Annotated in this window: 25 protein-coding genes; 13 read left to right on the top strand and 12 right to left on the bottom strand. The window is 63.9% G+C overall.

Going from position 1 to position 25,305, the window contains the following annotated elements; all coding sequences use genetic code 11:
- Window positions 1-28: 28 nt before the first annotated feature.
- On the bottom strand, window positions 29-592 hold the full coding sequence (locus tag MSIL_RS02285) for a nitroreductase family protein (protein WP_012589494.1): 564 nt from the start codon (window positions 590-592) through the stop codon (window positions 29-31).
- A 312-nt stretch (window positions 593-904) separates the two neighbouring features.
- Here MSIL_RS02285 and MSIL_RS02275 point away from each other — a divergent pair, with 312 nt between their 5' ends.
- The gene (locus tag MSIL_RS02275) at window positions 905-3,376 is read left to right on the top strand and encodes a YfhO family protein (RefSeq protein ID WP_012589493.1); all 2,472 of its coding nucleotides are present in this window, start codon (window positions 905-907) and stop codon (window positions 3,374-3,376) included.
- A 7-nt stretch (window positions 3,377-3,383) separates the two neighbouring features.
- Complete coding sequence (locus MSIL_RS02270) at window positions 3,384-4,376, top strand: hypothetical protein (RefSeq protein ID WP_012589492.1); 993 nt, start codon at window positions 3,384-3,386, stop codon at window positions 4,374-4,376.
- A 10-nt stretch (window positions 4,377-4,386) separates the two neighbouring features.
- Here MSIL_RS02270 and MSIL_RS02265 read toward each other — a convergent pair whose 3' ends face one another.
- Window positions 4,387-5,001: an FMN-dependent NADH-azoreductase gene (locus MSIL_RS02265; RefSeq protein WP_012589491.1), complete on the bottom strand. Its 615-nt coding sequence runs from the start codon at window positions 4,999-5,001 to the stop codon at window positions 4,387-4,389.
- An 80-nt stretch (window positions 5,002-5,081) separates the two neighbouring features.
- On the opposite strand from MSIL_RS02265, the gene MSIL_RS02260 reads away from it, so the two are divergent.
- Window positions 5,082-5,489, top strand: coding sequence for a winged helix-turn-helix transcriptional regulator (locus MSIL_RS02260; RefSeq protein ID WP_012589490.1), 408 nt, complete (start codon window positions 5,082-5,084; stop codon window positions 5,487-5,489).
- Window positions 5,486-6,472: an L-threonylcarbamoyladenylate synthase gene (locus MSIL_RS02255; RefSeq protein ID WP_012589489.1), complete on the top strand. Its 987-nt coding sequence runs from the start codon at window positions 5,486-5,488 to the stop codon at window positions 6,470-6,472. Before MSIL_RS02260 ends, MSIL_RS02255 begins: the two co-directional genes overlap by 4 nt.
- Before the next feature lie 5 nt (window positions 6,473-6,477).
- Here MSIL_RS02255 and MSIL_RS02250 read toward each other — a convergent pair whose 3' ends face one another.
- A complete protein-coding gene (locus MSIL_RS02250; RefSeq protein WP_012589488.1) occupies window positions 6,478-8,151 on the bottom strand; it encodes an electron transfer flavoprotein-ubiquinone oxidoreductase in 1,674 nt (557 codons plus the stop codon).
- 198 nt (window positions 8,152-8,349) lie between these two features.
- Here MSIL_RS02250 and MSIL_RS02245 point away from each other — a divergent pair, with 198 nt between their 5' ends.
- Window positions 8,350-9,195 (top strand): uracil-DNA glycosylase, encoded by an 846-nt coding sequence (locus tag MSIL_RS02245; protein WP_012589487.1) that lies wholly within the window; start codon window positions 8,350-8,352, stop codon window positions 9,193-9,195.
- Between the two features lie 105 nt (window positions 9,196-9,300).
- A complete protein-coding gene (gene ypfJ, locus MSIL_RS02240; RefSeq protein ID WP_012589486.1) occupies window positions 9,301-10,203 on the top strand; it encodes a KPN_02809 family neutral zinc metallopeptidase in 903 nt (300 codons plus the stop codon).
- Between the two features lie 66 nt (window positions 10,204-10,269).
- On the opposite strand, the gene MSIL_RS02235 is transcribed toward ypfJ, so the two are convergent.
- Complete coding sequence (locus MSIL_RS02235; protein ID WP_012589485.1) at window positions 10,270-10,803, bottom strand: hypothetical protein; 534 nt, start codon at window positions 10,801-10,803, stop codon at window positions 10,270-10,272.
- Between the two features lie 183 nt (window positions 10,804-10,986).
- Here MSIL_RS02235 and aat point away from each other — a divergent pair, with 183 nt between their 5' ends.
- Window positions 10,987-11,676 (top strand): leucyl/phenylalanyl-tRNA--protein transferase, encoded by a 690-nt coding sequence (gene aat / locus MSIL_RS02230; protein ID WP_012589484.1) that lies wholly within the window; start codon window positions 10,987-10,989, stop codon window positions 11,674-11,676.
- Here aat and MSIL_RS02225 read toward each other — a convergent pair.
- From MSIL_RS02225 to MSIL_RS02195, 7 genes are all read right to left on the bottom strand, one after another.
- On the bottom strand, window positions 11,667-12,149 hold the full coding sequence (locus MSIL_RS02225) for a cytochrome c-type biogenesis protein (RefSeq protein ID WP_041367488.1): 483 nt from the start codon (window positions 12,147-12,149) through the stop codon (window positions 11,667-11,669). The two genes, aat and MSIL_RS02225, sit on opposite strands and share 10 nt — an antisense overlap.
- On the bottom strand, window positions 12,146-14,128 hold the full coding sequence (locus MSIL_RS02220) for a heme lyase CcmF/NrfE family subunit (RefSeq protein WP_012589482.1): 1,983 nt from the start codon (window positions 14,126-14,128) through the stop codon (window positions 12,146-12,148). Before MSIL_RS02220 ends, MSIL_RS02225 begins: the two co-directional genes overlap by 4 nt.
- Before the next feature lie 14 nt (window positions 14,129-14,142).
- Window positions 14,143-14,643: a cytochrome c maturation protein CcmE gene (ccmE, locus tag MSIL_RS02215; RefSeq protein WP_012589481.1), complete on the bottom strand. Its 501-nt coding sequence runs from the start codon at window positions 14,641-14,643 to the stop codon at window positions 14,143-14,145.
- A gap of 9 nt (window positions 14,644-14,652) precedes the next feature.
- A complete protein-coding gene (gene ccmI, locus MSIL_RS02210) occupies window positions 14,653-15,771 on the bottom strand; it encodes a c-type cytochrome biogenesis protein CcmI (protein ID WP_012589480.1) in 1,119 nt (372 codons plus the stop codon).
- Window positions 15,772-15,818: 47 nt separating this feature from the next.
- A complete protein-coding gene (locus tag MSIL_RS02205) occupies window positions 15,819-17,264 on the bottom strand; it encodes an ATP-binding protein (RefSeq protein WP_012589479.1) in 1,446 nt (481 codons plus the stop codon).
- Window positions 17,264-17,974, bottom strand: a complete 711-nt coding sequence (locus MSIL_RS02200; protein WP_012589478.1) for a response regulator transcription factor — start codon at window positions 17,972-17,974, stop codon at window positions 17,264-17,266. Before MSIL_RS02200 ends, MSIL_RS02205 begins: the two co-directional genes overlap by 1 nt.
- Before the next feature lie 89 nt (window positions 17,975-18,063).
- Window positions 18,064-18,387, bottom strand: coding sequence for a PepSY domain-containing protein (locus MSIL_RS02195; RefSeq protein WP_012589477.1), 324 nt, complete (start codon window positions 18,385-18,387; stop codon window positions 18,064-18,066).
- Between the two features lie 34 nt (window positions 18,388-18,421).
- On the opposite strand from MSIL_RS02195, the gene MSIL_RS02190 reads away from it, so the two are divergent.
- Window positions 18,422-19,168 carry a S1 family peptidase gene (locus MSIL_RS02190; protein WP_012589476.1) on the top strand — a complete coding sequence of 249 codons (747 nt, stop codon included), beginning with the start codon at window positions 18,422-18,424 and terminating at the stop codon, window positions 19,166-19,168.
- 29 nt (window positions 19,169-19,197) lie between these two features.
- On the opposite strand, the gene MSIL_RS02185 is transcribed toward MSIL_RS02190, so the two are convergent.
- On the bottom strand, window positions 19,198-19,470 hold the full coding sequence (locus tag MSIL_RS02185) for a hypothetical protein (protein WP_012589475.1): 273 nt from the start codon (window positions 19,468-19,470) through the stop codon (window positions 19,198-19,200).
- Window positions 19,471-19,786: 316 nt separating this feature from the next.
- Between MSIL_RS02185 and sseA the strand changes: the two genes are divergently transcribed.
- The 5 genes from sseA (at window position 19,787) to MSIL_RS02160 (ending at window position 25,200) form a co-directional block, all read left to right on the top strand.
- Window positions 19,787-20,647 (top strand): 3-mercaptopyruvate sulfurtransferase, encoded by an 861-nt coding sequence (gene sseA / locus MSIL_RS02180; RefSeq protein WP_012589474.1) that lies wholly within the window; start codon window positions 19,787-19,789, stop codon window positions 20,645-20,647.
- A gap of 364 nt (window positions 20,648-21,011) precedes the next feature.
- Complete coding sequence (locus tag MSIL_RS02175; RefSeq protein WP_012589473.1) at window positions 21,012-21,398, top strand: hypothetical protein; 387 nt, start codon at window positions 21,012-21,014, stop codon at window positions 21,396-21,398.
- 385 nt (window positions 21,399-21,783) lie between these two features.
- A complete protein-coding gene (locus MSIL_RS02170; RefSeq protein ID WP_012589472.1) occupies window positions 21,784-22,122 on the top strand; it encodes a P-II family nitrogen regulator in 339 nt (112 codons plus the stop codon).
- Window positions 22,123-22,211: 89 nt separating this feature from the next.
- Window positions 22,212-23,621 carry a type I glutamate--ammonia ligase gene (gene glnA / locus MSIL_RS02165; protein WP_012589471.1) on the top strand — a complete coding sequence of 470 codons (1,410 nt, stop codon included), beginning with the start codon at window positions 22,212-22,214 and terminating at the stop codon, window positions 23,619-23,621.
- 535 nt (window positions 23,622-24,156) lie between these two features.
- Window positions 24,157-25,200, top strand: coding sequence for a glutamine synthetase beta-grasp domain-containing protein (locus MSIL_RS02160; RefSeq protein ID WP_012589470.1), 1,044 nt, complete (start codon window positions 24,157-24,159; stop codon window positions 25,198-25,200).
- Window positions 25,201-25,305: the final 105 nt, after the last annotated feature.

Here is a 25,305-nt window from a genome sequence, read left to right as displayed (position 1 = left end):
AAGCGTCTCCGGGGTGCGCGTCGAATTCTTAAAATCGCGTGACGATGTCGCCAAGCGCCGGGCGGATGCGGTCCTCGCGCTCCGCATCATTGCGGCCGATGTGCACGAAGCCCGCCATTTTTTCGCCCGGCCGGAGGCCAAGACGCGACAACACGTCGCGGTCATAACCGAACCACTCGGTCAGCCAGCAGGTCGCAAAGCCCATCGCATTGGCGGCGACGACAAGATTCATGCAGGCTGCGCCCGCCGACAAAACCTGCTCCCATTCGGGAATCTTCGGGTGAGTCGCCGCGCGCGACACGACGCCAATGACAAGCGGCGCAAGGCTCAGCCGGTTTTTTTCGATTTCAAGCCGTTTTTCGTCAGCCTCGGGATGGGCGTCCCGAAAGACTTCGGCGATCATAGCGCCGGCGCGTTCGCGCGCCTCTCCTTCAAACACGATGAACCGCCAGGGCGCAAGCTTGCCGTGATCCGGGACGCGTGAGGCGATGGCGAGCAGCGTTGCGATCTGTTCTGTAGTTGGCACCGGACCCTGGAGCGTAACCGGGGGCGCGGAGCGCCGCGCTTTCAGCATTTCAATCATTGCATTCATGGGAGGTTCATCGACTCCGGCTTAGATGTGTCATTCGATGAAAGCCTGCCGGCGCCGAAGACACAAGCCCGCGCACAGACGTGAGACGCAGAGCTGGCATGAATCGTTTCGCACGCGCTTTTCGAACATGACTTGCTAGGCTTGCCAGACTGTTGACCACCTTCCGCCAATTCGCCGACCTCGCCGTCAAACTCCATGAAAATGCCGTATAAAGCGATCAAATGCGCATCCTTGCGGCATATGATGCTCATTTGCTCGGCGTATTTTGTACCCTGAAGCTGCTCCCGCCCGACCAATTCCCCGAGACCCTCAATGTCGCTCTTCGATACGATCAGCTATCCGCCCGCAGCTTTCAAAGGTCAGGGCGCGCGGCGCGGATCTCTCGACGCGCTTGAAGGGCTTGAGGCGCCGGACTGGTCGCGCCGCACGACGGCCTTCGCCGTTGCGGCGGTCATCGCGTTTTTTGCCGCGGCGCTCGCCTTCTGGCTGATCGCCGGCGCCGTTGTCCCCTGGGATTCCAAGAATCACTTCTATCCAATGTTCCGATTCCTCGCCGACGCTTTGCGCCACGGCGAGCTGCCGCTTTGGAACCCCTATCATTTTGCCGGGCACCCCTCGGCCGCCGATCCGCAATCGCTGCTGTTCACGCCGAGCATGGTGCTGTTTGCGCTGATCGCGCCAGACGCCTCCATGCGTTTGTTCGACGCCGTGATCCTGGCGCATTTGTGCTTTGGCGGGCTGTGCGTCGTCGGCCTCTGCCGCCGTTGGCGGTGGCGCCCTGCCGGCGCGCTGCTCGCGGCGCTGATTTTCATGCTTGGCGGGGCCGCCTCGGCGCGGCTCCAGCACACCGGCATGATCATCTCCTACGCCTTTTTCCCGGCGGCGTTCTGGGCTCTCGATTGCATGTTGGAGCGCCGATCGCTCTGGCGCGCGCTGCTGTTTGGGGCTTTGGCCGCCTTGATGACGCTGGGGCGCGATCAGGTCGCCTTCTTGATGGACATGACCCTCGCCGGACGGGTGGTCTATGCGATCGCCCAGTCCCGCGCGCCGCTTGCCTATATCCGCGACCGGCTTGGCGTATTCGCCGCCGCGGGCGCGACGCTTGTCGCTATTATCGCCCTGCCCGCGCTTTTGACGATGCAATTTCTGCATGAGTCGAACCGTCCGGGCATCGCCTTCGGCGTCGCGGCGGCCGGGTCGCTCGCGCCAGTCAATCTGATGACGCTGCTCGCGCCGAATTTCTTCGGCTCGCTCAATCACCTTTACGACTATTGGGGTCCCGATTACGACACCATGGCCAAGGCGGACTGGACCGATCGGGCCGTCGACTATCTGTTCATCGGCGCCTTGCCGATCCTCCTGATCCTCTGGCACGGCTTCGGCGCCGGCCGGCTGATGGCCCGTGGCGGCCGCTTTTTCCTCATCCTCATCGTCGCGGCGCTGTTTTATTCGCTTGGCCGCTATACGCCGCTGTTTTCCGTGGCGTTTGACTGGATTCCGGGCGTTTCGCTCTACCGCCGCCCGGCCGACGCGACGTTCGTCCTGAATATCGCGCTGGCGTTCGCCGCTGGCTATCTGCTGCATCGTTACGAATTGGATGGACTGCCAGGCCTTTTCCCCGCCGGTCCGCGCTGGCTTGGCGTTGCGGCGGCGGCCGTGACAGGGATCGCGATCGCCGTGCTGATCGGCGCCGGACTTGGCTTTTCGCTGCACGAAGGACAATTCTCGGCCTCGCTGCAACAGCTTGGCCTCTCCGCGGCGATCGCCGCGGCAGGCGCTGCGGTTCTGGCGGCGCCGTCCACGCGCCGCGCCCGCGCCTTGGCCGCCAGCCTCATCGTGCTCGCGAGCGCCGGTGAGATTTTGTGGCGCAACGCGGCCTCCCCGCTCAATGCCGAGCCGACGAGCCGCTACAGCGTCTATGCCGACATGACGCCGGCGGAAAAAGATGTCGTCGCGGTGCTGCGCCGTGAAATCGCCGCGAAAACCCGCGACGGCGATCATCCCCGCGTGGAAATTCTCGGCCTTCCGGGACCCTGGCAAAACGCCTCGATGACGCTCAAGCTTGAAAACACCATCGGCTATAACCCTCTGCGCATCGAGGATTATGAACGCGCCGTCGGCCCCGGCGACAATTCCGGCGATCCGAACCTGCGCCATTTCCCCGGCACCTTCCGCGGCTATAAATGCCGCCTCGCCTCGCTGCTGGGTCTCGAATATCTGGTGCTCGACCGGCCGCTGACAGGCCTGCCGCGTCATGTGCCGCGACCGAAAGCGACGCTGATTTATTCCGGCGGCGGCATGTATGCGTACAAGCTCGGCAAAGCCGCGCCGCGCGCCTATTTCGCCTCCGAGATCAAGGCGGTCGATAGCGGACAGGCGCTCGACGCGCAGGTCTTGCCCGATTTCGACGCGTCACATGAAGCGTTGATCGATCGCAGCAGCCTCGCGAGCCTGAAAGAACTTCTGCCGCTCCCGGACGACGCGGTTTCCCCGGCGCCCGCGCCCAATCTTTCGCGCGTCGAGGTGACTAGCTACAAGGACAATGCGGTGACGCTCGACGCCACCACTGATCGGCCCGGGCTTGTCGTGCTGCACGATCTTTTCTATCCTGGCTGGGAGGTTCGCGTCGACGGCAAGCTGCAGCCGCTGTTGAAGGCCAATCTGCTCTTTCGCGGCGTCGAAATTCCTGCGGGCAGCCATCGCATCGAATTCGCCTTCCATCCCTTTTCGCTCGCCAATCTATCGGCCGCGGCGTCGGCCGTGTCGCACAGGACGGAAGAGTGACGCGCCCGTGAGGTTCGATAAAGGAAAAGGCGCCGCGCAGGTTGCGGCTCTGCTTTGCCTCGCTCTCCTGACGCTGGCGAGTCCTCGGCCGTCCGCGGCGCAGACGCCGCCAGCTGCTCCCTCCGCGGCCCCCTCGGGCGCTCCCCCCGCCGATGCCGGCGCCATCCCGCCGCTGCGCCTGCCCGCCGGTCAGGCTCCGGCCAAGGCAGAGGCCGTCTCCGGCAACATCCTGCATTTGACGGCCTATCTCAGCGCGACCGACGCGCAGCCCCTGCGCGGCGGCGTACATTGGCGCGTCTTCAACGAGCGCGTCGAGCTCGATGGATCGCATGTGCTCGTCGCCGAATCGACCGATTCGACGCCGGCGCTGACCCTGCCCGACGGCGCCTTTATCGTGCACGCCGCCTTCGGCCTCGCCGGCGCGACCAAACGCGTCACAATCGAGGGAAAGGGCGTCAGCGAACGCGTGGCGCTCAACGCCGGCGCGCTGCGGATTATGGGACTGCTCGGCGACGCCCCGCTCCCGGCGACAAAATCGCAGATCTCAGTCTATGTGCCCGAGCGCAACAATTCCGAGGCGAAGCTCGTCGCCAATATCAAATCCGGCGAGACCATCGGTCTGCCGGAAGGCAATTATCACGTCGTCTCGACGCTGCTCGATCCGCAAACCACGGGGGCGGTCAATCCGACCAATTCCGTCATCAACGCCGATCTCCGCGTCCAGGCCGGAAAACTCACCGACGCCTCGCTGCGCCACCGGGCCGCGACGATGACGCTGAAGCTTGTCAGCGGCCCGTCGGGCGAAGCGCTCGCCAACACCTCGTTTACGATCCTGACGCCCGGCGGCGACGTCATCCGGGAAATGATCGGCGCCTTTCCCTCGCTCGTGCTGGCGGAAGGCGAATATGTCGCGATCGCCCGCCACGACAACAATGTCTACCAGACCAATTTCAAGGTGGAATCGACGCTCGACCGCGACGTCGAGGTGCTGGCGAAATAAGGTCTTCCGCTCAGGCGGCCTCAAGCCGCAAAATTGCGTCTCCCGCCTGTTTGATCGCCAAGGCGCGGGCGTCTTCGCCAAAAGCGAGGCCCTCGGCCCGGATGATTTCGACATCCGCGATGCCGATGAAGCCGAAAATCGCGCGCAGATAAGTCTCCTGGTAGTCGAGCGCAGCGGCGGCCGCGCCCGCCTCGAAAACGCCGCCGCGCGAGGAGGCGATGATCAAGCGCCGGCCGCCGGCCAATCCTTCAACCGCGCCATCGGCATAGCGAAACGTCTTGCCGGCAATCACCAGCCTGTCGATCCAGGCTTTGAGCTGGCTCGAAATCGCGAAATTATACATTGGCGCGCCGACGACGACGATGTCGGCGGCAAGAAACTCCGCCAGAATCGCGGCGCTCTCGCCGAGGGCGGCCTGCGTCGAGGGATCTGGCGCGGGCGCGCCGGGCGCGCTTGCGGCGAGGAGCGCGCCGGACAGATGCGACAGCGGATTTGCGGCGAGATCGCGATGCGAGACGTCGAGGTCAGGCGTGACTTCTTGCAGCCTCGCGATGATGGCTGCGGTCAACTGGCGGCTGACGGAATGATCGCCGAGGATGCTGGAATCGATGTGCAGAAGTTTCATGGACGGACGCCTTTTCACAGTATAGATTTGTGACCAAGGCACTAAGCTATCCTGTCCATGCCGCGCAAGGAGGCACAGAGTTGGAACCCAGTCACGCGCATGTTCCCTCGCAATGCGGGCGCGTCGCGCCGATCCTTGCGCGGATCGGCGACAAATGGAGCATCCTCGTCATCATGATTTTGGGCGACGGCCCGATGCGCTTCAATGAATTGCGGCGGCGCATCGGCGGCGTCTCGCAAAGGATGCTGACCTTTACGCTTCGCGGGCTGGAGCGCGACGGATATTTGACCCGCACAGTTTTTCCGACCGTTCCGCCGCGCGTCGATTATGAGTTGACCCCGCTGGGCCAGTCATTGCGCGCGCCGGTGCAGGCGCTCGGAAACTGGGCGCAGCAACATCTCGTAACGATCGAAGACGCCCGGCTCCGTTTCGACGAAGCCGCCAAGCGCGAGCCCCCCGCCCCGCCACCCTTGAGGTTTTCTCCGTGAGCGGCTCGACGGTCTGGCCGAACGCGCGAACGGCGCGCATCATTCCGGCCAATGCGGCAGGACTCGCCGAGGGCGCCCGCCTTCTCCAGGCCGAAAAGCTTGTCGCCTTTCCAACCGAGACGGTCTATGGCCTCGGCGCCGACGCCTCTTGCGACGCCGCGGTCGCCCGGATTTACGCGGCGAAGGGCCGCCCGGCTTTCAATCCGCTGATCTCCCATGTCGCGAGCCTCGCGGAGGCCTCCCGGCACGGGATTTTTTCGGCCGCCGCCCGGCGTCTTGCCGAAACATTCTGGCCGGGTCCGCTGACGCTGGTCCTGCCGGTCGCTGCGACCAACCGCGTGTGCGAACTGGCGCGGGCGGGGCGGCGGACGGTGGCGCTCCGAGTTCCTGCGCATAAGGACGCTCTCGCCCTGATCGCCGCGGCCGGGCTGCCGATCGCGGCCCCCTCCGCCAACCGGTCCGGGCGCGTCAGCCCGGTCACGGCCCGTCACGTCGCAGAGGATCTTGGCGACGAGGTCGATCTCATCCTCGACGGCGGCGCCTGCCACGTCGGCGTCGAATCGACCATCGTCGCCTGCCTCGGCGAGACGCCGCAATTGTTGCGGCCGGGCGGCCTCTCGCGGGCGGTGATCGAAGAAGCGCTCGGCCTCGCCCTGCCGGCGCGCGAGGCGTCGAGCGAAATCGTCGCGCCGGGAGCGCTCGCTTCGCATTATGCGCCGCGCGCCCTGGTGCGGCTCGACGCCGAAAAGCTGGAGCCGGGCGAAGCCGGGCTCGACTTTGGCGGGCGGTTTACGCGCGGCCCGGCGACGCTGGATTTGTCGCCCGCCGCCGATCTCGACGAGGCGGCGGCCAATCTGTTTGCTTTTCTGCGCGAGCTTGACGCGGGAGGCCCCGCCGCGATCGCGGTTGCGCCAATTCCCCGCAGCGGCATCGGCGAGGCCATCAACGACCGGCTGAAGCGCGCCGCCGCGCCGCGCGCTTAAACCCCTCACATATTCGGGTAATTCGGGCCGCCGCCGCCCTCGGGCGGCGTCCAGTCGATATTCTGCGCGGGGTCCTTGATGTCGCATGTTTTGCAATGCACGCAATTCTGCGCGTTGATAACAAAGCGCGGATCGGATTTTTGCGCCTCATCCGCATAGGTCACTTCGTACACTCCCGCCGGACAATAAAGCCGCGCCGGCTCGCCATAGACCGGCAGATTTTGGGCGATGGGGATCGAGGGGTCCTTCAGCCGCAAATGGACCGGCTGATCCTCCTCATGGTTGGTATTTGAGATAAACACCGAGGACAATTTATCGAAGGAGCGCCGCCCGTCGGGTTTCGAGTAGGCGATCGGGCGGACCTCGGCGAGCGGCTTCAGGCAGGCATGATCCGGCTTGCCATGGGCCAGCGTGCCGAAGGGCGAATGGCCGGTCAGCGTATTCAGCCACATGTCGATCCCGCCAAGACCGATCCCCTTCACAGTGCCGAATTTCGACCACAGCGGCTTGACGTTGCGCACCGGGAAAAGGTCGCGCCCGATGACGGACCCGCGCCAGGCGTTTTCGTAGGCGGCCAGCTCGTCATTGGCGCGGCCCTGGCCCAGCGCTTCGATTACATGTTCGGCCGCGAGCGCGCCGGAGGCGATGGCGTTGTGCGAGCCTTTTATGCGCGGGACGTTGACGAAGCCAGCGGCGCAGCCGATCAGCGCGCCGCCCGGAAAGGCGAGTTTTGGGACCGACTGCCAGCCGCCTTCGGTGATCGCCCGCGCGCCATAGGAAATGCGGCGCGCGCCCTCGAACAGCGGCGCGACGGAGGGATGCGTCTTGAAGCGCTGGAACTCGTCATAGGGCGACAAGGTCGGGTTCGCGTAATTCAGATGGACGACAAAGCCGACCGAGACGTGATCCTCATCGAAATGATAGAGGAACGAGCCGCCGCCCGTTGAATCATCGAGCGGCCAGCCGAAGGAATGGCGCACCAGTCCCGGTCGGCAGAGCGCCTTGTCGATCTGCCACAGCTCCTTGAGGCCAAGGCCGAATTTCTGCGGCTCGCGTCCCTCCGACAGGCGGAAATGGGCGATCAGTTTTTTCGCGAGCGAGCCATGCGCGCCCTCGGCGATGAGCACATATTTGCCGCGCAGCTCGATGCCGCGGGTAAATGAATCTTTGGGTCGTCCATCGCGGCCGATGCCCATATCGCCCGTCGCGACGCCCAGGACCTCGCCCTTTGGCCCGAACAGAAGCTCGGCTCCAGCGAAGCCGGGAAAAATATCGACGCCGAGAGCCTCCGCCTTCGCGCCGAGCCAGCGCGTGAGATTGCCGAGCGAGCCGATGAAAGCGCCGTGATTGCTCATCAGCTTCGGCATCAGAAAATTCGGCAGCCGGACCGCCCTGCGTCCGGTGAGCCAGTAGAATTCATCGGCGGCGACCGCCGTGCGCAGCGGCGGGTCTTTTTCCTCGCGCCATCCCGGCAGCAGCGCGTCGAGCGGAGCGGGATCGATGACGGCGCCCGACAGAATATGGGCGCCGAGCTCGGAGCCCTTTTCAATGAGGACGACGGCGAGATCGGGCTGGAGCTGCTTCAACCGGATGGCCGCAGCAAGTCCGGCGGGACCGCCGCCGATGATGACGACGTCGAAATCCATGCTTTCGCGCGGCTGCGCCAGATCGCTGCTCATCTGCCTCTAGTCATAAGTCTCTGCCTCGCCAATTCACCGTCGTGAGCGCGCTCGAATCCGAGCGAGCCGCGCGGCTTCCCAACCCGCCGCCGTTTTCCGTTCCCGAAAAATCTGCGCGCTTATAAATCATGCTCTACAAATCGAGATTAATCTTTTCGGCGCGGCGCGCGCGAAAATTCGTCTCAAGTGGAAGACACGGTGGCCGAAAGCCTGATCGCGCTCTTGCGCTGGTATGCTGAGATGGGAGTCGACATTGCGCTCGACGAAATCCCGCACGACCGCACGCGCGCGCCGGCGCAGCCTCCCCCCGAGCGGCCCGCGATCGCGATCAACGCGCCGCCGCAAGCGCCCGCCATGTCGGCGCCCCGCCAGCCGGTTGCAATCGCGGGCGCCGATTCGCTTGAGCGCGACGCGCGCGAGGCGGCCGCAGCGGCGAAAACCCTCGAAAAGCTGCGCGCGGAGCTTCTCGCCTTCGAGGGCTGCGGGCTCAAGACCACGGCGACGCAGCTCGTGTTCGGCGATGGCGAGGCGGGCGCAAAAGTCATGTTTGTCGGCGAAGCGCCCGGAGCCGACGAGGATCGGCAGGGCGTTCCCTTCGTTGGCCGCGCCGGGCAGCTCCTGAATCGGATGCTTGCGGCGATCGGTCTCGACCGGCGCGATGTCTATATTGCCAATGTCGTGCCCTGGCGTCCGCCCGGAAACCGCACACCGACGCCGATCGAGACGGCGGCCTGCCTGCCCTTCACGCGACGCCAGATCGAGCTGGTCGGCCCGAAAATCCTCGTTTGCCTTGGCTTGCCCTCGGCGCAGACGCTTCTCGGCGCGAAAGACAGCATGACGCGGATACGCGGCCGCTGGCTGACCTATGATTGCGGCGGAACGCCAATCCGCGCGCTCGCCATGTTCCATCCAGCCTATCTGCTGCGCCAGCCGGGGCAGAAGAAGCTGGCCTGGCAGGATTTGCGGATGCTCGCGCGAGCGCTCGCAGACATGGGCGAGGACGCCCCGAAGACGCCCGGCGAAACGCCTGACGCGCGCGCGTAGGTTGCGCTTTTCGCATCTTGTTTGAACCGCCGATCTCGTCCAGAAGTCTTGCAGTTTCCTGCGATGCTGCAAGACTTCTGCACGCCGAAAGCCTGGAGCCGGTTAATGAGATGGGAAGATTATCGCCGATCCGACAATGTCGAGGACCGGCGCGGCGAGACGGAATACGCCAGCGCGGGACAAAGCTTTGGCGGCGGCGGGGGCGGCGGACTGGGGATCGGCGCCATTGTCGTCCTCGGGTTGATCGGCTGGGCCTTCGGCATCGATCCGCGGCTTCTCATCGGCGGCGCCGAGCTCTTTAACGGCGCGCGGCATTCGCAGACGCAGAGCGCGCCGCCGCAGCCGCAATCCAAGCAAGCGGGAACGCCGACCGACCAGATGGGCCAGTTCGTCGCGGCGGTTCTCGCCGAAAACGAGGACGTCTGGACGGACATCCTCCCCTCGCAGGCCGGCGTCAATTACGTGAAGCCGAAGCTGGTTCTTTATAGCGGCTCGACTCGGTCCGGCTGCGGCGGCGCCAGCGCGTCGATGGGCCCCTTCTATTGCCCGAACGACCAGAAGGTCTATCTGGACACGTCCTTCTTTCGCGACATGAAGGAAAAACTCGGCGGCGGCGGCGATTTCGCTTACGCCTATGTCATCTCGCATGAGATCGGCCACCACATCCAGAATCTGCTGGGAATCTTGCCGAAGGTGCAGGCGGCGCAGCAGCGCGCCTCAAAAGCGGACGCCAATGCGCTATCGGTCCGCGTCGAGCTGATGGCCGACTGCCTCGCCGGCGTCTGGGCCGCGAATGCGCAGAAGAAATATCAAATCCTGCAGCCGGGCGACGTCGATAAGGCGATCAATACGGCGCAGGCGATCGGCGATGATCGTCTGCAAAAGCAGGCGCAGGGCTATGTGGTGCCTGACTCCTTCACGCATGGATCGGCGGCGCAGCGCGAGCAATGGCTAAACACGGGGCTGAAATCCGGCGAGGTCAACGCCTGCAATACGTTCAAGAGGTGAGCAGGCTTTCCAAGTCGTTGGCGCCTGATGTCGGTCCGAAAAATCCGCAACTTCTCGGCATCACGTCTATGCGACCCGCCGCGCATGGGTGCGCAGCGTCGTCGCCGGCCGCAGGAACTGGGCGAGCCCCGCGAGTCGCGTCGCCGAGCCTTCGAGGCAACGATCGCGCGGCGCGATAAGCCCCGCAAGCGGCGCGGCGCCGGGAAACATCCGCTCAAACAGGCGCTCGGGCGCGGCGCGCAGCATGGCGACATCCGCGCCGCTGGCGCGCGGGGGCCGTTGCAGGAAATCGCCGGCTTCCTCGATAAAGCCCTGCTGTGGCGCAAAGCCCGAGCGGAGCAAAAGAATATGCGGGCCGCGCGCCGCCTCGATCGCCTCGCGAAGCCACTCCTGCTCGCCGGTCGCCTCGATCAGGCCGCAGCCGGCGTGATCGGCGATGATTTCAAGTCCCTGGCTGAAGGGTCCGGCGATGGCGACGTCGCGCAAGAGTCCCTCGACATTCGCTCTCACCAGCGAGCTCAGCGTGCGGACGAGACTTTCCGCGGGATCGACGCCGGGCGAGAGATGAGTCATTTCGTAAAGCACGACGGCTGAAAGCATGAGCAGATCGAAACATTCTTAGGCAGGGCGAGCAAGTCAGTCGATTGGCCATATACGAGCCGCCGATCCGGACAAAGTGGAATCTGACCCGGGCGCAGGCCGGAGGCCGGCCGCGATTGCGCAAGCGACGCCCGCAAGGCATGCTGTTGGCGGCGCCAATCGCCACCAAAAAAGGCAGGCTGCATGAGCCGCGCGCGCGACCCGTTCGAAATCACCGCCGACATTCTGCTGCGCGCCTATTCCATAGGTCTGTTTCCTATGGCCGAGAGCGCCGAGGATTCGAGCCTTTTCTGGGTCGATCCCGAGTTTCGCGGCGTCTTTCGCCTCGACGGCCTCATCGTATCGAAAAGCCTTGCGAAAACAATCCGCTCCGATGTCTTCGAAGTCAGGGTGGACCATGATTTCGACGCCGTGATCGATGGCTGCGCCGCCTCCTATCCCGATCGCGAAAAGACCTGGATCAACAAGCGCATCCGCCGCCTCTACCGCCAGCTGTTCGACGCCGGACGCGTGCATACGGTCGAGTCCTGGCAGGACGGCGAGTTGGTCGGCGGTCTCTATGGCGTCCATCTCGGCGGCGCGTTTTTCGGCGAAAGCATGTTTCACCGCAAGACGGACGCCTCGAAGGTCGCGCTGGCTCATCTTGTGGCGCGGCTGCGGAAGGGCGGCTTCAGCCTGCTCGACGCGCAATTCGTGACGCCGCATCTGCAATCGCTTGGCGCCGTCGAAATCCCCAAGGAAATCTACCGTCGCCGCCTTGCGCGGGCGATGGCCCAGTCGGCCGATTTCTGGGTCTGGCCGAAGGGTCGCCAAGTGACGGGCGTCGAAGCGCTCGAGGCTCTGCCGAAGCGCAGCGCGCCGCCTCAGGCCTGATCGCGTTCGAGCGCCGACTTGAGCTTTGCCGCTTCGGCCTCGCTGAGTTCTTTGGGCGCTAAAGCGTTCGGCTCGCGCCGCCGCATATTGGCGATGATCGCGGCCGCCCCGACAATCAGAACGATGAGCGGCGCGCCCCACAGCGCCAGCGTCTCAGCCTTCAGCGGCGGCTTCAAGAGGATGAAATCGCCGTAGCGGCGCACGAGATAGTCAAAAATCGCGGCGTCGCTGTCGCCGGCTTTCAGGCGCTCGCGCACGAGCAGGCGCAGATCGCGCGCGAGAGGCGCATGGGAATCGTCGATCGATTCATTCTGGCAAACCATGCAGCGCAAATGCGCCGAGATGTCTCTCGCGCGCGTCTCAAGAGAAGCTTCGGGAAGAATCTCGTCCGGCTCGACGGCCCCGGCCGAGACGGGCGCCAGCGCAAGGGAGCCAAGCAGCAGAAGGGCGCGAAGCGAAGGTTTCATCCTCATTCCGCCGGCGCGGCTTGCGGCGCGACCGGCTTTCGCGCGCGGCGGCCGACGCCGACGCGAAGCCGCATGTCGCTTAAAGACAGCGCGCCGCCGAAGGCCATGATCAGCGCGCCGCCCCAGATCAGCGAGACGAGCGGCTTCCAGAAAATACGCGCGTCGACTCTGCCGTCGGGTTCGAGGCCGCCGATGCTGATATAGACTTGGCCCAAAGAAAGCGTGGCGATGCCGGCTTCCGTTCTGTTGCTGCGCCGGGTCGGATAGGAGCGCAGCGATGGCTCGACCACAGCGGCGACGACGCCTCCGGAGCGGATCACCGTCGTTGCAAAAATCTCCGAGTAATTCGGCCCCTCGCGCTTGGCGATCTCCTGCAGCGTCAATTGAAACGGCCCGACGTCGAGCGAATCGCCCGGACGCAAGGTGGTGATCTTTTCGACGCCCCAGCCGGAGGCCGCAAGGCCGAGCAGCGTGACGCCGATGCCCGCATGGGCGAAGGCCGTTCCGAACGCCTGTCGCGGCAGCCCCGACAGGCGCCGCAGCATCAAGGCGGGCGACGCGCCGGCGCTAATGAGGCGCCTGCCGATATCGGTGAAGGCGCCGACGATGACATAGGCGGCGAGACCGCCAAGGATGAAGCTGACGGCCGGACCGCCGTGGATCGCCGCCAGCGCCGCCGCCATCAGAAGGCCGGCGCCGAAGGCGTAGATCAGCCGTTGCGCCGCGCCGAGCAGATCGCCGCGCTTCCAAGCGAGCATCTGGCCGACCGGCATCAGGATGAACAGCGGGACGAACAGCGGAACAAAGGTCAGATTGAAGAAGGGCGCGCCGACCGAGATCTTTTCCCCCGTCATCGCCTCGAGGGCGAGCGGATAGAGCGTGCCGACGAAGACGGTGGCGCAGCAGGTCGAGAGGATCAGATTATTGACGACGATCGCGCCTTCGCGGGAGATCGGGGCGAACAGCCCGCCCTGCTTCAGGCCGCCCGCGCGCGCCGCGAACAGAACCAGCGAACCGCCGATAAACAGCACAAGAATCAAGAGAATGAACACGCCGCGCATCGGATCGGTGGCGAAAGCATGCACCGAGGTGAGCACGCCGGAGCGAACCAGGAAGGTGCCGACCAGCGACAGCGAAAAGGCGAGGATCGCGAGGAAAATCGTCCAGATCTTCAGCGCCTCGCGCTTCTCCATGACGCTTGTGCAATGGAGCAGCGCGGTAGCGGCGAGCCAAGGCATCAGCGAGGCGTTTTCAACTGGATCCCAGAACCAGAAGCCGCCCCAGCCGAGCGTGTAATAGGCCCAGTATGACCCCATTGCGATGCCGAGCGTCAGGCAGATCCAGGCGGCGAGCGTCCATGGCCGAACGAAGCGCGCGAAGACGGCGTCGATGCGTCCGCAGATCAGCGCGGCGGCGGCGAAGGAATAGGTGATCGAAAGCCCGACATAGCCAAGGTAAAGCAGCGGCGGATGGATCGCGAGGCCGGGATCCTGCAGCAGCGGATTGAGGTCGTTGCCCTCGGCTGGCGGCGCGCCCAACCGCGCGAAGGGATTCGACGTCAAAAGAATAAACAGCACGAAAGCGGCGCTGATCCAGGATTGGACGGCGAGTGTATTGGCGCGCAAATCCTCAGGCATCGAGCTGGAAAACAGCGCGACCGCCGCGCCGAACAGAGCCAGCACCAGCACCCACAAAAGCATCGAGCCCTCGTGATTGCCCCAGACGCCGCTGATCTTGTAAATCAGGGGCTTGGCCGAATGCGAATTCTCCACCACGTTGAGTAGCGAGAAATCAGACGTCACATGCGCATAGGTCAGCGCGAAGTAAGAATAGCCGATCAGCAGGAAGCTCATGATCGCGACCGGCGGCGCGACGGCCATTAGGCGGCGGTCGCCCGCAAGCGAGCCCCAGATCGGCAGCACGGAATTGACGAGCGCGAGCGCCAGCGCAAGGACAAGCGCGTAATGGCCGGTTTCGACGATCATGCCAGCCTCATCTTTCAGTAAGCCTGCGCGCCCTGCGGCGCTGTCTGGGCCGGAATAGCGCTGGGCTTGCCCTCCGACTTGCCCTCTTCCTGCCAGACGCCCTGTTTCTTCAAGGCGTCCGCGACTTCGCGCGGCATGTAACGCTCATCATGTTTGGCGAGGACGCTGTCGGCGTGGAAAACGCCGTCCGGCCGCAGGGCGCCCTCTGCGACGACGCCCTGCCCTTCCCGGAACAGATCCGGCAACAGGCCGGTATAGGTCACGGCGACGTCGTGCTTCATGTCGGTCACGGTAAAGCGCACGGTCTGATCGCCCTGACGGTCGAGCGAGGCCGGCTTGACGAGTCCGCCGATGCGCAGACGCGCGCCGTTTGTCGCCGGTTTTTCTGCGAGCTCGGTCGGCGAATAAAAGAAAACGATGTTGTCGCGAAGGGCGAACATCACAAGGCCTACGGCGAGGCTGACGACGACCGCTCCGGATGCGATCAAGGCGAGCCGCTTTTGCTTGCGCGTCATGTCGGGCTTTTATCCTTCAAGGCCGAGTTCGCGCGCGAGCGCGTCGATGCGGGCGCTGGCCGTCGCATCGCCGGCGAGATTGCGTTTGGCGTCGACCACGGCCGAGCGCGCCTTTTCGGATTCATGCAGTACGGCATAGGCGCGAACAAGGCGCAGCCACCCTTCGACGTCCTGTCCATTCTCTGCGAGCTTCGCCGCGAGCCGGTCGACCATGCCCTTGATCGCCTGCGCCTGCTCCGGGCCGGCCATACCGGCTATGTTTGCGGCCAGCGCCGGGTTTTGCGCGGGTCCCGGCGCTGCAGGCGCGGGCGCTCCGTCGAGCGCGGCGAGTTTTTCGCGCAGGGCCGGCGCATAGGGCGCATCGGGGGGCGATTGCGCCAGCAGCTCGGTCCAGATTTTCTTCGCCTCCGTCTTGTCGCCAGCCTCTGCGGCGGCAAGGCCAAGATAGAAGCGCGGGCGCGGCGCCGCCGGATCCTTCGCCACGGCGCTCTCGAAGGCTGTTTTCGCCTCTGCCGTGACGTCGCCCTGCGCCGCCGCGACAAGCGCTTCGCCGTAGAGCGACAGGCGCTCCGCCGTCTCGCCCTCAAGACGCAGCATTGCGGCATAGGCTTTGGCGGCGTCCTCGTAGCGACCGAGGCGCATATAGATCGGCGCAAGGATCGCATAGCCCCTGGCGTCGTTCGGATTTTCGGCAAGATGCGCCTCGACCTTGCCGATCGCCGCCATGATGTCGAGTTTTGCCGCGGGCTGCGCCAGCCGGGCGGTCAGCGGAAGGTCCGGCAGTCCGGGATGGCCGATGGCGGAATAGAGGCCGATTGCGAGCGCCGGCACGAACAGCACCGCCGCCGCGATGGCGGCGCGGGCTTTGGTTTGAGACGCGTCGGCGGCGCCCGGACCCGGCGTCTCCGACGCGGCGATCAGGCGGCGCGCCGCCTCCGCCTTCGCGCCCTCGGCGTCATGCTTGGCGACAAGCCCCCGCGCAGCGTCCCGTTCGATCTCGGCCAGCTGCGCCTTGTAAAAGGCGACGTCGATCGCGCTGCGCGACGGCCCGCGCGGCGTTCGAAGGAGAGGCCAGAACACGCTTGTCAGGGCGGCCGCCGTCAAAGCTGCAAAAAATACCCACAACATGACGTTCTCTTAGTCATCGGCGCGGGCCCTTGCAAAGGGTCTTTCGCTCACGAACGCGTTGGCTCGGGCGGGTTTTGCGTCGACGGCAGGCGCAATTGCGCGCGAAGACCCCCGGCGGGGCTGGCGTCGAGCGTCAGGCCGCCGCCATACATCGTCGCAAGATCGACGACGATCGAGAGGCCAAGCCCCGAGCCCGGCTTGGTTTCGTCAAGGCGCCGGCCGCGCGCGATCGCCTCCTCGCGCCGGTCGGCGGGAAGCCCGAGACCGTCATCGTCGATGACAATATGGAAAAAGGAGCGCTCGGCGTCCGGGTCTGGCGTCTCGGCGGCGACAGTGACATTGACGCTGCCGCGCGCCCATTTGCCGGCGTTGTCGATCAGATTGCCGATCATTTCCTCAAGATCCTGCTTCTCGCCCAGAAAACGAATGGGCGATGGCGCGTCGAGCGAAAATTCAAGCGCCCGATCGGCGTAGATCTTCTCGAAGGCGGCGAGCAGCGCGCGGATCACTGGCTCGACCTCGGTCGATCCGGTCAGCATTCCGGCGCGCACGGCGGCTCTGGCGCGGTCCAGATAATAGCCGACCTGATCGCGCATGATCGCCGCCTGCTCCGCGACCTTGGCCGACAGTGGCCCGGGCTCCAGCGCCGCCTCGTTTATGACGACGCTCAGCGGCGTTTTCAGCGCATGCGCCAGATTGCCGACCTGGGTGCGGGCGCGCTCGACCACGGCGCGATTGGCGCCGATCAGCAGATTGAGCTCGCCGGCGAGCGGAGCAAGATCCAAGGGATAGACGCCGGAGATCGATTCGGCTTCGCCGCGGCGGATCGCCGCAACGCCCTCGCGCAGCTGCCGCAAAGGCGCAAGGCCGTAGCGCAATTGCAGCGCGGAGGATGCGATGAGCGCCAGGGCCAGCAGCGTGAAGGTGACGGTCAGATAGGCTTCGAATTGTTCGATGGCCGATTCGAGTTCGGCCGTCGTCGCCCCCACCTGAACGAGATAAATGCCGTCGTCGCCGGCGTCGACGATTCGCTCGACGATGCGCAGGCGCCGGTCGTCGGGGCCCTTGGCGTAGCCCTGACGCGCGCCGCCGATCCCGACCGGAACGCCAAGATCCGACAGCCGGGGAAGGCGCGCGGCGAAGAGAGAGCGCGAGCTCCTGATCTGGCGCTGATCGCCGTCGAGCCTTGTGATCTGCCAGTACCAGCCGGAGAGAGCGAGAGCGAATTGCGGATCGCTTAATTCGTCCGGCCCCGCCCGGTCGGCCTCGCTGGCGGTCGCAATGTCGGTGATGAGGGCGCGCAGATAGACGTTGAGGCGCTCGTCGAAATTGCGCTCGGCGGCCTGCCGGTAGACGGCGGTCAGAAGCGCGCCGGCGAGGAACAGGATGGCGAAACTTAAAATCGCCGCCGACAGGAAAAGCCGCTTGGCGATTGAAATCCGGCTTGCCGCCCACCCCGAGGCTTTGCCCGCAACGGGGTCCGAGCGCGACATCAGCGGCCGGCGGGCGGCTCGGAGCGGCTTGCGGCCGCGCCGTCGTCCGCCGTCGGAGGCGCCAATATATAGCCAAGGCCCCGCATCGTATGGATGACGTCGACCCCGAGCTTCTTGCGCAGGCGTCCGACAAAAACCTCGATCGTGTTGGAGTCGCGGTCGAAATCCTGATCGTAGAGATGCTCCACGATCTCGGCGCGTGAAACGATCTTGCCCTGATGATGCATCAAATAGCCCAGCAGCCGATATTCATGCGAGGTGAGCTTGACCGGCTGTCCCTCGACCGAAACCTTGCCGCCGCGTTCGTCGAAACTGACCGGACCGCAGGAGAACACGCTCGAGGCATGGCCCGCGGAGCGCCGCATCAGGGCGCGCAGCCGGGCGAGCAGCTCCTCGATATGAAACGGCTTGGTGACATAATCATCGGCTCCAGCGTCGAACCCTTTGACCTTTTCGCCCCAGCGGTCGCGCGCCGTCAGGATCAACACCGGCATCACGCGGCCGGCCTTGCGCCAATCGGAAAGGACGGTCACGCCATCCTTGCCCGGCAGGCCGAGATCGAGCACGACGCCGTCATATGGCTCGGTATCGCCGAGGAACCAGCCCTCCTCGCCGTCGAAGGCGCGATCGACGGCGTAGCCCGCGCGCTCAAGCGCAGAAACAATCTGCCGATTCAAATCCTTGTCGTCCTCGACAACGAGCAGGCGCATTCTGGTTCTCCTGCCCGGCGGCTAAAGCGCGATGCGCAAATCTGCGCGGATGTCTTGGGTGAAGATCGCGCCGCAGCCCATGGATCGCCTTAATCGCCGCGCTTCTTTTCGCTTTTTGCGTCGATGATCTGGCCGCTCTTGGCGTTAACGAACGCGCGGATCAATTTTCCGTCGCGGCGCAGCAGACTGATCTCATAGACGAAATCATCGTCGCCGAGGCAAAGTTTTGCCGCCAGCGCTTCGGCCTGCGTGCGCGCGGCCGCCTTCTGCATCGCTCTGAACGGCTCGGTCAGGCCGTCCGTGACTATCTTTTCGCGCGTTTCCCCGGTCGAATAGCATTGTGGCGCCGCCTGCGCGCGCGCGCAAAGGCAGAGGCCGACAAGGACCCCAAGCGAAAGAATGACGCTATTCATGCCAACACGCTGCCGCGCGGAGACTGAACCGTCAATGAACGCCGGCTCCATGCGGCCGTTTTTTCGGCTTCTGTTGCAGCTTTCCGCCACGCTTCTACTCGCCGCGCCAGCGAACGCGGTCGTCGGCGCCGCGGAAGACGCGCCCGACCTCGCTCCCTTTGCCGTGATGGTGCTGACGCGGGCCGCAAACTCGGCGGGATTTTGTACGGGCGCGGTCGTTGCTCAAAATGTCATTCTGACCGCAGCGCATTGCGCCTCAGCGCCCAAAGACATGCGAGTTTATGTCAAGACGGCGGGCGGCGCGGCGCTGCTTGAAATCGCCGAGACCCGGCTGCATCCGCTTTACCGGGCTGACGCGATCCGCCGCCGCGTGGTTTCAATCGACCTTGCGCTGCTGCGCCTCTCCCGCGACCTTCCCGCAGCTTTTTCGCCGTTGGGTTTTGCAGAGGCTTCGGCGGCGCTGGGGCAAAGGGTTCGCCTCGCCGGATTTGGCTTTGGCGTCGAAGGCCAGCCAAAAACCGGCGGCGTGTTGCGTTCGGCTGAGCTGATCACTGCTGCGCCAATGTCGCCTGTCTTGCTATGGGCGCGGGGCCGGCCGGGATCGCGGTCCGGCGCTTGCGTCGGCGATTCCGGGGCGCCCTTGCTTCTTGACGGCCGGCTGGTCGCGATCGCCACATGGGCCAGCGGCGAAAAGGGCGCCGCATGCGGCGCCCTTACCCAAGCGATCCTGATTGGGCCGCAGCAGGACTGGATCGCCGCTGCGCTCAACGCATGGCGGTGATTTGCCGCAATCTTTGTTAGCAAGCTCGGCTAGTATTTGCCCGAACCAGTGGTCTCCGTCGGCGGGACAGACCCAGCCGCGGGCGGCGTCTCGGGCGCCGATGTAGCTGAATTATCCGGATAGGCCGAGCGTCCCATGCCGCCCGGTTGCTTCGTATTGCTGGTCGAGGCGTCGCCGTTCTCGGAGGCCGGTCCGACGGCCTTGTCGCCATTTCCCCGGCCGTTGCCGGACTCCGACTGAGCGAAAGCGACGGCCGGCGCGAGCGCCAGCATAGCGGCTAAGATAGCGGCAGCAGACTTCATTCTAAAACTCCTCCGTGTGGACATATGCAGCCGTTTTTTCTCGGCCGCTTGCGGCGGGCCTAACGGGCGGCGGCGTAAATGGTTCGGATGGAATTTGAGGGCGCGTCGGCGCAGGTCCGGCAGGTTTTCAAAGGCGCGCCGCCTTACGCGGCGCCACCGCGCATGTTCCACGACAAAATTTTACAAAGCGAAGGCCAAAAGTTTTGCAGTTGGAAGACGCGGCGGCGCGCTTTACATCTTGCGCGGGCAATCAAACGAGTCCGCCGCGACTTGCAATCCCCTTTGCGCAGGCCGGACCGACGACGAGGCGACGCAGGTGAACCAGACTCTCTTCGTTTCCACCGAATGGCTGGCGGACCGGCTCGGCTCGACAGATCTCGCCATTGTCGACGGCAGTTTCTTCATGCCCGCCGAACAGCGCGACGCCCGCGCCGAATTTGCCGCCGGGCATATTCCAGGAGCGGTGTTTTTCGATATCGACGCCATCGCCGATCGCTCGACGTCCTTGCCGCATATGCTGCCCTCGCCCGAGGCGTTTGCGGCCGCGGCGGGAAAACTCGGCCTCAGCGAGGGAATGACGATCGTCGTCTATGACAATTCCGATCTCGTCGGCGCGGCCCGCGTCTGGTGGACCTTGCGGCTGTTCGGCGCGAAAGAGGTGAAGGTCCTTGAAGGCGGCCTCGCCAAATGGCGCAAGGAGGGACGGCTTTTGGAGACAGGCGAACGGCTGCACAAACCGCGGAATTTTGCGGCGAAGCTGAACCGCGCCGGGGTCGCCGCCGCCGCCGATGTTCTGAAGGCGAGCGAAATGGCGACGGCGCAGATCGTCGACGCGCGCAGCGCCGGGCGCTTTACGGGAGAGGTCGCCGAGCCGCGGCCGGGGCTGCGCTCGGGCCATGTTCCGGGAAGCCGCAACGTGCCATGGCCCGAGGTCGCCGCAAAGGGTCGCGTTAAACCGCCCGAAGAAGTCAAAGCCGCCTTCGCCAAGGCTGGCGTCGACTTGTCGCGGCCGATCATCACGACTTGCGGCTCGGGCGTCACCGCGGCGATCCTGCTGCTCGCGCTTGAGAGCGTCGGCAAACAGGGCGTCGCGCTGTACGACGGCTCCTGGAGCGAATGGGGCGGACGTCTCGACCTGCCGATCGCCACCGGAGAGGCAGAAGACATTGCCGGCTGAAGCTTGCCTGAACGGATTGCGCGCTGGGGATTTGATCGCAGCTCGGCCGAAAGAGCTTGACGCTGCAAAGGGCTGAGCTATCATAAGTTTAAGCGCGACTCGGGGCGAACCAAATTGGCGTCCTCGCGTTCGTAGCGTTAAGTGGAGCGCCTGACGACCGTCAGGCGCGGTATCGGTCGACGCAGCCAAGCGCCAGCGTTTTTCTAGATCGAGCCAGGCTGGCCCTGAGAGGCCTCCACATTCCCCTTCCTTCTTGGGGGGCTGAATATCTTCACAGCTCGTAGCCCAACCCGTCGCCTTTGCGCGCCGGGAAAGCCTCCGCACGGAAGGGACTCCGCATCTCGAGACATTTGGAGTGGTTCACATGTGTGATTATTCGCTTGAAATGTATGCCTCGCGGCCTGCCCGCGAGTCGGAGAAATATGTGACGACGCGGTTCCCTTCCGGGAGCATCGGTCTTGCAACGCCGGGCGACTGCTCCACCGCCGTGTGCGTGCAATATGATACGCACCTTAATCTCGAAGGCATCTCCAGCGATCTGCAGACGCGGCTCGGCGTTCAGCCCGCCGAACATGTGGTGTTCGCCCGGCTCGAGCACGGCGCCTACAGGGACGGCGTCAAATTCGGCAATGGCAAGGAGATCTCATTGCAATTGCTCGGCTCCGGCGTCAGCGTGACGTTGGTCGACGTGCGCCCCGCCAAGGAAGAGGCGCCGGCAAAGGTGGAGGAAGTTCTCGAACCGGCGGAATAGCGGCCGGCTTTCCTTCGTCAAATTTGGCTTCTTCCCCGCAGAACCCGCTCCAAATTTGGAGCGGGTTTTTTACTGGGCGGACTTCAAAACAGGATTGCTTGCTTTATTGGCGTTCGCGGATTTTGCGCGTCGCCGCGGCGCCGGCCTCCGTCCCCTCGCCTTCGCCTGCACGGCGGGATCAGGCCAGGACCGCGTTGCCGATCGGGCGCGCTGATTGCAATTTTGGCCCGCTGATTGCTATAACAAGCCGCCTTCTGCATGGAGGTCCCGAATGCGTTCCTGTAGGCGATTTCGCCGAAATTCGATGGCGTTTTCCTCCTGTAAATGATAAACGCCGGCTCGAAACGCGATGGCTCCCCACAAAAAAGCGACTTAAGAACCGCCCATGAAAAAAATCGAGGCGATTATCAAGCCCTTCAAGCTCGATGAGGTGAAGGAGGCGCTGCACGAAGCCGGCGTTGCTGGAATCACCGTTACCGAAGCCAAAGGTTTTGGCCGGCAAAAAGGCCATACCGAGCTCTATCGCGGCGCCGAATATATCGTTGATTTCCTTCCCAAGGTGAAGGTGGAGGTCGTTGTCGCCGACAGCATCGTCGACGCGGCGGTCGAAGCGATCCGCAAGGCGGCGCAGACTGGTCGTATTGGCGACGGCAAAATCTTCATTTCCAATATTGAAGGCGCGATCCGCATTCGCACCGGCGAAACCGGCGCGGACGCCATCTGAGCCCCACCCGTTTGCGCTGAGGCTTCGCCTCGCCGATTTTCCGGCGCTATCAATCAGATCGGCTATCCAACAATCCGAAAGGCAGGACTATGAAGACCGTCGCCGACGTGCTCAAGGAAATCAAGGACAACGACGTCAAATATGTCGATTTCCGCTTCACGGATCCGCGTGGCAAATGGCAGCACGTGACCTTCGACATCAGCCTGATCGATGAGGACATTTTTGCCGAGGGAACCATGTTCGACGGCTCGTCGATCGCCGGCTGGAAGGCGATCAATGAATCCGACATGCTGCTGATGCCGGATCCCTCGACCGCCGTGATGGATCCCTTCTTCGCGGCGCCGACGATGGTTATCGTCTGCGACATTCTGGAGCCGAACAGCAACGAGCCCTACAGCCGCGATCCACGCGGCATAGCCAAGAAGGCCGAAGCCTTCCTCGTTTCATCGGGCATCGGCGACTCTGTTTTCGTCGGCCCGGAGGCCGAATTCTTCGTCTTCGACGACGTGCGCTACCGCGCCGATCCTTATAATACGGGCTTCGTGCTCGATTCCGCCGAGCTGCCGTCGAACTCCGACACGCCCTATGAGGGCGGCAACCTCGGCCACCGCATCCGCACCAAGGGCGGCTATTTCCCGGTGCCGCCGCAAGATTCCGCGCAGGACATGCGCGGCGAAATGCTCGCGGCGATGGCCGCGATGGGCGCCAAGGTCGAGAAGCATCACCACGAAGTCGCCTCCGCCCAGCACGAACTCGGCCTGAAGTTCGGCCCGCTCACCACGATGGCCGACCACCTTCAGGTCTATAAATATTGCATCCATCAGGTCGCGCAGAGCTACGGCAAGACGGCGACCTTCATGCCGAAGCCGGTTTTTGGCGACAACGGCTCAGGCATGCATGTGCATCAGTCGATCTGGAAGGGCGGCAAGCCCTTGTTCGCCGGAGACAAATACGCCGACCTCAGCCAGGAATGCCTCTATTACATCGGCGGCATCATCCGGCACGCCCGCGCCCTGAACGCCTTCACCAATCCCTCGACCAATTCCTACAAGCGCCTGGTGCCCGGCTACGAAGCGCCGGTCCTGCTTGCCTATTCCGCGCGCAACCGCTCGGCGTCCTGCCGCATCCCGACCGCTTCCAACCCGAAAGCCAAGCGCGTGGAGGTCCGCTTCCCCGACCCGATGGCCAATCCTTATCTCGCCTTCTCCGCCATGCTGATGGCCGGCCTTGACGGCATCATCAACAAGATCGATCCCGGCCCGGCGATGGACAAGGATCTTTACGATCTTCCGCCGCGCGAATTGAAGAAGATCCCGACCGTTTGCGGCTCGCTGCGCGAAGCGCTCGCAAATCTCGACAAGGACCGCGCCTTCCTGAAAGCCGGCGGCGTCTACGACGACGATTTCATCGACAGTTATATCGAGCTCAAGATGGCCGATGTGATGCGCTTCGAAATGACGCCGCATCCGGTTGAATTCGATATGTATTATTCCTACTGAGGAATTTCGGCCGGAAGCAATATCCTCTCAGGCTACGCTCGAGCTTAAGTTGTTTCTACATTCGGCGGGAGACGACGGGCTGTATTCGCCCCGAGTCTCCCGCCGTTTGTAATTTGTACTGCCCCAAGATCGGAAGAGCGCGGTTGCGCGACGCCCAAGGGCTCAACTGGGGCGCGCTATTATGGACATCCGACTGCTCGTTTTGAGTCCCATCTGCCTAAAACGCGGGCGCCGACTGGAGAGCAAGGCGCACGCCAAAGCTCGACAGCAGCCACGCATTTTGGCGGCGTCCGCGAAAGCTTGGGCACGGCGCTCGGACAGGGTCTCGCCTTTCTTCTATCGCATTGAATTTACAAGAGTTTATGGCGCTGCATCGGTAACGCAAAAGAGAGTGGCGAATCCGCCTATTTTGGCATGGATGATGCGAGAGACCGGTGTGCCCGCGCCCTTGCAGCTGTGAAAACTGCTTACGCAAGTAGCGTTCAACTCCACCGCGGCGCTACTGCGTCAACAACGAAAGGAGGCTAGAGGAAACATGGCCAAATATAAGCTCGAGTACCTCTGGCTCGACGGGTACAAGCCCGTCCCGAATCTTCGCGGTAAAACGCTCATCAAGGAATATGATAATTTCCCGACTTTGGATCAGCTTCCGAATTGGGGTTTTGACGGCAGCTCGACCAAGCAGGCCGAAGGAAGAAGCTCCGACTGCGTCCTAAAGCCGGTTTCCGTCTATTTCGACTCGACGCGCAAGAATGGCGTCCTTGTCATGTGCGAAGTGATGATGCCGGATGGCGTCACCCCGCACGTCACCAACGCCCGCGCCACCATTCTCGACGATCCGGGCGCGTGGTTTGGATTTGAGCAGGAATATTTCTTCTATAAGAACGGACGCCCGCTCGGCTTCCCGGAAAGCGGCTATCCCGCGCCGCAGGGCCCCTATTACACGGGCGTCGGCTACAGGAACGTCGGCGACATCGCTCGCCAGATTGTCGAGGAGCACCTCGATATCTGTCTCGACGCCGGCATCAATCACGAAGGTATCAACGCCGAAGTCGCGAAGGGCCAGTGGGAATTCCAGATTTTCGGCAAAGGCTCCAAGAAAGCCGCTGACGAAATGTGGGTCGCCCGCTACATCCTGCAGCGCCTCTGCGAAAAATATGCAATCGACGTCGAATATCATTGCAAGCCGCTCGGCGACACCGACTGGAACGGCTCCGGCATGCACGCCAACTTCTCGACGACCTTCCTGCGGGAAACGGGCGGCAAGGAGTATTTCGAGGCCCTGATGGCGGCCTTCGACGCGGCGAAGGCGGAACATATCGCCGTTTATGGCCCCGACAACCATATGCGCCTGACTGGACTGCATGAAACCCAGTCGATCGACAAGTTCAGCTATGGACTTGCCGACCGCGGCGCTTCGATCCGCATGCCGCACAGTTTCGTCAAGAACGGCTACAAAGGCTATCTTGAGGATCGTCGCCCCAATTCTCAGGGGGACCCCTACCAGATCGCTTCGGTCATCCTGAAGACGATCGAATCCGTGCCGACTGTCGCGCAGTTGAAGGCGGCCAGCGCGTAAGGGCGCAAGATCGGACGAACGAATGCGGGGCGGCCTTAGGGCCGCCCCTTTTCTTTTGCATGGCCTTCGGCGCGAAGATCGACCGCCGCATTTACCGCGCGTCAA

Source organism: Methylocella silvestris BL2, from assembly GCF_000021745.1.
Taxonomy (GTDB): Bacteria; Pseudomonadota; Alphaproteobacteria; order Rhizobiales; family Beijerinckiaceae; genus Methylocapsa; species Methylocapsa silvestris.
Note: the sequence above shows the minus strand (reverse complement) of the source record. Positions and strands in the feature narration are given on the sequence as shown.

What these genes read in the sequence shown, in the direction of transcription:
- MSIL_RS02285 (WP_012589494.1), bottom strand. Translation starts at nt 592, where the DNA reads ATGAATGCAATGATTGAAATGCTGAAAGCGCGGCGCTCCGCGCCCCCG.
- MSIL_RS02275 (WP_012589493.1), top strand. Translation starts at nt 905, where the DNA reads ATGTCGCTCTTCGATACGATCAGCTATCCGCCCGCAGCTTTCAAAGGT.
- MSIL_RS02265 (WP_012589491.1), bottom strand. Translation starts at nt 5,001, where the DNA reads ATGAAACTTCTGCACATCGATTCCAGCATCCTCGGCGATCATTCCGTC.
- MSIL_RS02250 (WP_012589488.1), bottom strand. Translation starts at nt 8,151, where the DNA reads ATGAGCAGCGATCTGGCGCAGCCGCGCGAAAGCATGGATTTCGACGTC.
- ypfJ (WP_012589486.1), top strand. Translation starts at nt 9,301, where the DNA reads ATGAGATGGGAAGATTATCGCCGATCCGACAATGTCGAGGACCGGCGC.
- MSIL_RS02235 (WP_012589485.1), bottom strand. Translation starts at nt 10,803, where the DNA reads ATGCTTTCAGCCGTCGTGCTTTACGAAATGACTCATCTCTCGCCCGGC.
- aat (WP_012589484.1), top strand. Translation starts at nt 10,987, where the DNA reads ATGAGCCGCGCGCGCGACCCGTTCGAAATCACCGCCGACATTCTGCTG.
- MSIL_RS02225 (WP_041367488.1), bottom strand. Translation starts at nt 12,149, where the DNA reads ATGAGGATGAAACCTTCGCTTCGCGCCCTTCTGCTGCTTGGCTCCCTT.
- MSIL_RS02220 (WP_012589482.1), bottom strand. Translation starts at nt 14,128, where the DNA reads ATGATCGTCGAAACCGGCCATTACGCGCTTGTCCTTGCGCTGGCGCTC.
- ccmE (WP_012589481.1), bottom strand. Translation starts at nt 14,643, where the DNA reads ATGACGCGCAAGCAAAAGCGGCTCGCCTTGATCGCATCCGGAGCGGTC.
- ccmI (WP_012589480.1), bottom strand. Translation starts at nt 15,771, where the DNA reads ATGTTGTGGGTATTTTTTGCAGCTTTGACGGCGGCCGCCCTGACAAGC.
- MSIL_RS02205 (WP_012589479.1), bottom strand. Translation starts at nt 17,264, where the DNA reads ATGTCGCGCTCGGACCCCGTTGCGGGCAAAGCCTCGGGGTGGGCGGCA.
- MSIL_RS02200 (WP_012589478.1), bottom strand. Translation starts at nt 17,974, where the DNA reads ATGCGCCTGCTCGTTGTCGAGGACGACAAGGATTTGAATCGGCAGATT.
- MSIL_RS02195 (WP_012589477.1), bottom strand. Translation starts at nt 18,387, where the DNA reads ATGAATAGCGTCATTCTTTCGCTTGGGGTCCTTGTCGGCCTCTGCCTT.
- MSIL_RS02190 (WP_012589476.1), top strand. Translation starts at nt 18,422, where the DNA reads ATGAACGCCGGCTCCATGCGGCCGTTTTTTCGGCTTCTGTTGCAGCTT.
- MSIL_RS02185 (WP_012589475.1), bottom strand. Translation starts at nt 19,470, where the DNA reads ATGAAGTCTGCTGCCGCTATCTTAGCCGCTATGCTGGCGCTCGCGCCG.
- MSIL_RS02175 (WP_012589473.1), top strand. Translation starts at nt 21,012, where the DNA reads ATGTGTGATTATTCGCTTGAAATGTATGCCTCGCGGCCTGCCCGCGAG.
- MSIL_RS02170 (WP_012589472.1), top strand. Translation starts at nt 21,784, where the DNA reads ATGAAAAAAATCGAGGCGATTATCAAGCCCTTCAAGCTCGATGAGGTG.
- glnA (WP_012589471.1), top strand. Translation starts at nt 22,212, where the DNA reads ATGAAGACCGTCGCCGACGTGCTCAAGGAAATCAAGGACAACGACGTC.
- MSIL_RS02160 (WP_012589470.1), top strand. Translation starts at nt 24,157, where the DNA reads ATGGCCAAATATAAGCTCGAGTACCTCTGGCTCGACGGGTACAAGCCC.